Here is a 7,107-nt window from a genome sequence, read left to right on the forward strand (position 1 = left end):
CCGCCATGACGCTCGCACTGGCGGGCGGCTTGGCGATCTCGATTGCAGGCGTGGTCTTCGTTCCCCACATCCTCGCCTTCATGGGCACGCCCTCCGACCTCATGACCGAGGCAGTCCCCTATGCCCGCTGCTACGCGGCCGCGATGGTGTGCTCGCTCGTGCTCAACATGGGGTCTGCGCTCTTGCGCTCCGTGGGCGATACCCGCACGCCCGCCCTGATCATCGCGAGCGGCTGTATCATCAACGCAGCGCTCGACATCCTGTTCGTCGCCGTGCTGCACCTCGAGGCCATGGGCTGCGGTCTCGCCACCGCACTCACGCTCACGATCAACGCGACATTCATGACGCGTCGCCTCATGCGGGCGCAAGGAGCTTGGCGGCTCGATCTGCGGCGTCTGGGGATAGACGGCCGCATCTGCAAGAGCATGCTCGCGACCGGACTCCCCTTAGGCATCCAGTCCTCGGTATATTCATTCTCGAACATCATCCTGCAATCGACCGTGAACACGTTCGGCACGGACGCCGTCACGGGCTGGGGGCTTTCGAGCCGCCTCGACGCGATTGTATGGATGGTCACGGAGGCACTCGGGGTCTCGGTGACGACGTTCGCCGCGCAGAACTTCGGTGCCCGCAACTACGAGCGCATGCGGCAGGGGTACCACACATCGCTCGCGATCACGATCGCGCTCGTGGGCAGCCTGTCAGCACTTCTCGTGATCTTCGTGCAGCCGCTTTCGCGCATCTTCATCGACGATGCCGCGGTAACGGGATACACCACCGTCATGATTCACTTCATCGCGCCGTTCTATCTGTTCTATTCGATCGTGGACAACACTTCCGGCGCGATTCGCGGCTCCGGCGAGAGCCTTCGCCCGATGCTGCTCACGATTCTCGGCACCGTTGTGTTCCGCATGATCTGGCTGCTCGCCGTGGTTCCGCTCCATCACACCATCGAGACCATGCTCATGGTCTACCCCGTGACGTGGATCCTCACGTCGATCCTGTTTGTCGCCTACTACCACTGGGGGCACTGGCTCCGTCATGCGGAGAACCGCGCCGCACGACTCGCTGCCGCCGCGGAGACGCGAAGCGCCCACCGCGAGGTTTCAATCTAGCATGCCAGTGAACGTACCTGCCGGAAAACGTGCCGTAGTCCGCCGGCTTCCGCTTGCGCTGAATCACCTTTATTCGACATTTTCTAGCCGAACAACAGCGATTCTGTCGAAATAAGGCGATTCAGCGGATGCAATCAAAACAGGATGCGGACGAGGGACAGAAACAGGATGCGGCCAATACGGGATGCAGCCGAGAGGCGGGGACGCGTGGCGCGCCTTTACGCGTAGCGTCCGTGCTGGTAATGGTAGCTGTTTGACGTGTGCGGACAGAGCTGCCAGAATGCGACGGCGGAAGCCGCGGCTACGTTGAGGGAATCCACACCGCGCGCCATGGGAATGCGGACCGTGAGGTCGCAGCCGTCGATGGTGCGGAGCGAGAGGCCGTCGCCCTCGGTGCCCATGAAGAGCGCAAGGCGGTCGATCACGGCGAGCGCCGGGTCGTCGAGCGAGTAGGAATCGTCGGCAAGTGCCATAGCAGCGCAGGTGAAACCCGCTTCATGCAACACGCCGAGACCGTCGGCAGGCCAGGAGCGCGCATCGGTCCCCAACCGCGTCCACGGCACCTGGAACACCGTGCCCATGGAGACGCGGACGGCACGCCGGTACAGCGGGTCGCAACAGGTGGGACTCACGAGGATGCCATCGACGTTGAGCGCGGCGGCGCTTCGGAAGATCGCACCGACATTCGTATGGTCGACGATGCCCTCGAGCACGCAGACGCGCACCGGGCGGCCGTCGGCACGGCAGCAAAGACCATTCAAAAACGTTCGAGCATCCTCTATGCGTGGACGCCTGAATGCCGCGAGCGCGCCACGCGTCACGTTGAAGCCGGTGAGCTCCTCCATAAGCTCCATCGGCGCGATGAACGCGGGGATATCGAGTTCAGGTCGAGCGGCGGAAAGGTCGCCGAACAGCGGTTCGAACTGTTCGAGCCAGCGCTCTCCCATAAGAAAGCTCACCGGCTCGAGTCCCGCGTTAAGCGCCCGCTCGATCACCTTCGCGCTCTCGGCGATGAAGATGCCCTTCTGGGGCTCGAGGATGCTCCGCAGCTGCCGCTCCGTGAGGTGCGTATATGCCTTGAGGCGCGGGTCTTCGAGATCTGCGATGTGCCGAACTTGAACCATGGTGCTCCTTATGAAAAGCACCCCCGAGGTATTTCGACATGCGTCGACGGCATGCTTGCCGGGTCGCTTGACCGGCGCACGTCGAGATATCCCTGGGGCAGTTTTTACACTGATATAGATGATCTCGCAGGGGCGATTGCTACCCCACCACGTGGTCGAGCGCAGCCGAAACAACGTCGACCGCAACATCGAACCAGGAATATCCCGCACCCTTGCCTGCGTCGCCGGGTTCCGCGCGCTCGTACGTCACGAACTCATATGCCACGCCGGCATCGCCCTCACCGGAATCAATGACGTATCCGCCGTCGCTCGAGCCAACGCGCCACGCAGGGTCTTCGTCCAAATTGGGGAAATACGCATCCGCCTCGCGCACGCAATGATTCTTCGTCACCACGGCCTCAGAGCACAAGGGCAGAAATTGGCGATACACCTCGGCGCCGCCGATGACCCAAGCTTCGTCCTCGTCTGCTACGGCAGCGAGCGCCTCGTCCACCGAATGTACGACCTCGACGCCCTTGCGAACAAAATCCTCGTCCCGCGTGAGCACAATGTTCCGGCGATCTTTGAGCGGCCGCCCGCCCGGGAAACTCTCCAAGGTCTTGCGCCCCATGATGACGGCATGCCCTTTCGTGCAACGCACGAAATGCCGCATATCGGCACGGTTTGCGACCACCATATCGCCCGCGCGCCCGATGCCCCAGTCGTCGCACACCGCGACGATGGCTTTCAGCTTACAGCCCACGCGCACCTCCTATACCGCGATGGGGATGTTGCGAATCTGCTCGCCGTGTTGGTAATCCTCGACAATGAGGTCGTCGGTCGTGAAATCGTAGAAGTTCTTGACCTCGGGCTTGAGCGAAACCTTCGGCGCCGGGTACTGCGGGCGCTGGATGAGTTCGCGCACGATATCAACATGGCGATCGTAGATATGCGCGTCTACGATCACGTGCAAAAGCTCGCCCGCAACCATATCCACGCTCTGGGCGACCATCATGAGCAAAATCGCGTACTGGCACACGTTCCAGTTGTTCGCAGCGAGAATATCCTGGCTGCGCTGCATGAGCACCATGTTGAGCGTAGGCCGCTCATCGCCCTCGGCGTGCGTGACGTTATAGGTTACGCTGTACGCGCACGGGTACAGATGCATCTCGTGGAGGTCGGCGAACGTGTACATGTTCGTCATGATGCGCCGCGAGTACGGCGTGTGCGTAAGGTCGTAGAGCACACGATCCATCTGGTCGAACTCGCCCTCGGGATACTGCGACTTCTGAGAGATCTGGTAACCGTAGGCCTTGCCGATAGACCCGGTCTCATCTGCCCACTCATCCCAAATGTGGCTGTTGAGGTCGTGGATGTTGTTCGACTTCCTCTGGTAGATCCAGAGGATCTCGTCCATGGCGCTCTTCAGCGCCGTGCGGCGAAGCGTGAGCGCCGGAAACTCCTCGCGCAGATCGTAGCGAGCCGTCACGCCGAAATTCTTGATCGTATAAGCAGGCGTTCCGTCTTCCCACTTTGGGCGCACCTTCTCACCCTGCGTGGTGGTACCGTGATCGAGGATGTCCGAACACATCTTCACGAAGAGCTGATCAGCCTTGCTCATGGCGCTCCCCTCTCGTTGCGTCTAGCCGAATGCATCCATTGTACGCGAGCGCACGCTCGCATGCCCGCCGGAGCAGAAACCGCCACAACGACCAAGATTCAGCAGCTTCCACAAGCTCGGAACGGCTCACAGGTACAAACATCTCAAACTGCAGATACGCAAGATCCTGCCTGACATGACGCCAGAAACCGAGGCCTGTGTCCTACGCGACGACGTAACTGTCCTCTTCCTCGCCCTTCGCATCGTTCGCACCGAGCCCCACCACAAAATCGATAAGCGGCGAGGAGATGAACACGGTGACGAGCGAAAACACGATCTTGGTAATGGGAATGTAGCTCAGCGAGAGCAGAAGCACGGAGAGATCCGTGAAGAGATAGCAGCGCGCGAGCTTGAGGCCGGTGACCTTGTGGATAGAGAGCGCGAGCGCGTCATCGCCGCCGGCAGAAGCGTTGCAGCGCACTACGAGTCCCGCTCCCACGCCCACGAACACGCCGCCCAGAACGGCCGCGACGAGCGGGTATGCGGAAAGATCCGGCAACATATGCGGAAGGCTCTCCCAAAGCGCATAGAAGAGCGCGAGGAGCACGCTCGAGACAGCAGACCAGCCCAGAAAGCCAGCGCCCAGTACAAAAAGGCCGACCGTGTAGCACACAACGTCGAGCACAGGCGAGGCGATGGACGCATCGATGCCGAACCAATGGTTAAGCAGTAGGATGCCGCCGAGCACGCCGCCTTCCGTAATGCCCACGACCTGATGGATGTTATGCATGCCGAACGTGAGAATCGCGCACCCGAGCGCGATGGTCGCGAACCGCTTGACGAGCCCCACCGGGGTCGTCTTCTCGAGGGCTTCCCGAGCAGAACGCTGCAGCTTGCTGATTATCCGGGCGAACATGGGTCTCACTCCATACCTGATCGCTACGTCTGTTTCCGAGTGCATAGGGTAAACTCTGGTATGGTACCAGGGTCAAGCCTTTCTCAGCTCTTCTGTGGAGGAAGTATGAAGTCGACGCGCATCAAGGACAGCTATACCATCAGCGAGGTGTCGCGCCTCTTCGGGATCGGCATCGACTCCCTGCGCTACTACGAGCGACTCGGCATCATCACACCGGCACGCGCAGCAAACGGGTACCGCATCTACAGCCTTTCCGATATGTATCAACTCGCAAGCATCAAGGAGCTGCGCGAACTTGGTCTTCGCATGGACACCATCGGAACGTATCTCGAGCATCAGTCGCTTGAGAACACGAACGCACTCATCGAAGACGAGCTCGCGCTCATCGACGCGCAGATGAAAGATCTTCACGCAAAGAGAGAAGCGCTCGAATCGCGGCAGCGCCGCCTGGAGACGGCACGAGCTGCAGCCGTGGGCACGGTTTTCATCGAGACCATGCCTACCCGTCGCTGCGTGAAGCTCTCGGGTCGGCTCGAGCGCGACGAGGAGATGGACCTCTTCATCTCGCGCCTGCATCGCCGCTACGACGAGCAGCTGCCGTTATTGGGCACGATGACCGTCGGCGCGTTCTTCGATCGCGACGCGCTCGCCGCCGGACGTGCAGATGTTTTCGAGTCCGTGTTTTTCGTGATCGACGATGATGCGATCCCTTGCGACTTCGAGCTGCCAGCGGGCGAGTATCTTGCCTACCGGTACCGGGGTTCATATGCGCAAGATGCCGATGCGCTGCGAAATCTTGCCGCATACCGTGGCGAGCCGGGTCTTTGCGAGGGCGCCGCGCCATTCGAGATCTACGAGATCGATAACCGGGACACCGCCCGCGAAGAGGAGTTCCTTACGCGTGTCGAACTGCGCATCGACTCATTTCGCACCGAAGAGGGCGCCGCCACCAAACGGTAACGACGCCCTCTTCAGCAATCAAACCAGCAGGCTAAAACTTCTTGCCCTTCATCTGCTGCTCCATAGCACGAAGCATATCCATGTCGGCGTTGCCGGAGCCACCGCCCATGCCGGCGAACGGGTTTCCGCCCATGCCACCGAAGGGGTTCGCGCCGCCCATGCCGGGAATACCGGGCATGCGCATCTTCTTGCCCTTCTTACCCTTCTTGCCGCGCTTACCGGCAGCCGCCTGCTGCTGAGCCATCGAGCGCATCTTGCCCATCATCTTGTTCATCTCGCCCCACTGCTTCATGAGGTTGTTCACATCGGTGGGTGTGGTGCCGGAACCACGTGCGATGCGGGCGCGGCGTTGGCCGTTGATGATCGAGGGCTTCAAACGCTCCTTGGCGGTCATGGATTGGATCATGGCCTCGATCTTATCGAGCATGGACTCGTCCATGTTCCCACCCATCTGGTTGAGCATGCGCTGGCCGCCAGGCAACATGCCGATGAGCGACTTCATACCGCCCATCTTCTTGAGCATGCGCATCTGGTCGAGCAGGTCGTTCATGGTAAGACCGTCGCGAAGCATGCGTTCAGCATCTTCGAGCTTCTGCGCGTCGGCCACCTCCTGCGCCTTCTCGATGATACCCACGACATCGCCCATGCCGAGGATGCGCTTGGCCATGCGGTCGGGACTGAACACCTCGAGCGAATCGGGCTTCTCACCCATGGAGACGAACTTGATGGGCTTGCCCGTCACAGCACGGACAGAAAGCGCGCCGCCGCCGCGGGCATCGCCGTCGAGCTTGGAGATGATGACGCCGTCGAAATCCGTGCGCTCAGCAAAGGTCGAGACGACGTTCACGATATCCTGGCCGGTCATGGCATCGACGACCATGAGCACCTGGTCGGGTTTCACCGCGCGCTTGATGTCGACGGCCTCTTGCATCATCTGCTCGTCGATCTGCAAACGGCCGGCGGTGTCGACGATCACCACGTCGCGCATATGGTCGACCGCCTCGCGGATGGCGCCCTGGGCGATCTCGACCGGATGCTGACCGTCGCCGCGGAAGACCGGCACGCCGATCTCACCGCCGAGCGTGGTCATAAGCCCGTCGGTGCGAAAAATGAGATACTGGCACAGTTCATCTGTGACGCTCTTGCCGTGCGCACGGAAATGGCGCGTGATCCACGAGCAGAGATCGCGTTCGGACTGCTTGCCGAAGGACAGGATCTGCGCGTGCTCCTTCACGGCGGCAGCCAGCTTTTTCATCGTGCCGTTGATTTTAAATTCCACCGTATCATAGACGAACAGCACGCAGCAGTAATCCGGAATATCGGACAAGATGGCAGCGTATTGCTCGCGCGCGCCCTCCGGCTGCTTGAATAAATCCACATCATCCACACGCACGAGCGTCCGCTCGGCCATCA

General features: G+C 60.9%; 7 protein-coding genes. 2 read left to right on the top strand and 5 right to left on the bottom strand.

Translation table 11 applies throughout. The annotated features are described in order from the left end of the window. The coding region (locus tag QZ079_RS07080; protein WP_297036946.1) for an MATE family efflux transporter at positions 1-1,115 on the top strand (1,115 nt) is incomplete at its 5' end. A gap of 218 nt (positions 1,116-1,333) precedes the next feature. Here the strand turns inward: QZ079_RS07080 and QZ079_RS07085 are convergent. The 4 genes from QZ079_RS07085 to QZ079_RS07100 all read right to left on the bottom strand — a co-directional run bounded on the left by QZ079_RS07085 (position 1,334) and on the right by QZ079_RS07100 (position 4,734). Then, entirely contained in the window at positions 1,334-2,239 is a 906-nt protein-coding gene (locus QZ079_RS07085; RefSeq protein ID WP_297036949.1) for an RNA methyltransferase, read from the bottom strand. Between the two features lie 139 nt (positions 2,240-2,378). Next, positions 2,379-2,969: a dihydrofolate reductase gene (locus QZ079_RS07090; RefSeq protein ID WP_297036963.1), complete on the bottom strand. Its 591-nt coding sequence runs from the start codon at positions 2,967-2,969 to the stop codon at positions 2,379-2,381. Positions 2,970-2,990: 21 nt separating this feature from the next. Beyond that, the gene (thyA, locus tag QZ079_RS07095; protein WP_297036952.1) at positions 2,991-3,839 is read right to left on the bottom strand and encodes a thymidylate synthase; all 849 of its coding nucleotides are present in this window, start codon (positions 3,837-3,839) and stop codon (positions 2,991-2,993) included. Positions 3,840-4,041: 202 nt separating this feature from the next. Then, positions 4,042-4,734, bottom strand: coding sequence for a YitT family protein (locus QZ079_RS07100; RefSeq protein WP_297036954.1), 693 nt, complete (start codon positions 4,732-4,734; stop codon positions 4,042-4,044). Between the two features lie 105 nt (positions 4,735-4,839). Here QZ079_RS07100 and QZ079_RS07105 point away from each other — a divergent pair, with 105 nt between their 5' ends. After that, entirely contained in the window at positions 4,840-5,694 is an 855-nt protein-coding gene (locus QZ079_RS07105; protein WP_297036957.1) for a MerR family transcriptional regulator, read from the top strand. A gap of 31 nt (positions 5,695-5,725) precedes the next feature. Here QZ079_RS07105 and QZ079_RS07110 read toward each other — a convergent pair whose 3' ends face one another. After that, positions 5,726-7,105, bottom strand: a complete 1,380-nt coding sequence (locus tag QZ079_RS07110; protein WP_297036960.1) for a signal recognition particle protein — start codon at positions 7,103-7,105, stop codon at positions 5,726-5,728. Between the last annotated feature and the right edge of the window lie 2 nt (positions 7,106-7,107).

It is taken from the genome of uncultured Enorma sp., from assembly GCA_905210055.1.
Taxonomy (GTDB): Bacteria; Actinomycetota; Coriobacteriia; order Coriobacteriales; family Coriobacteriaceae; genus Enorma.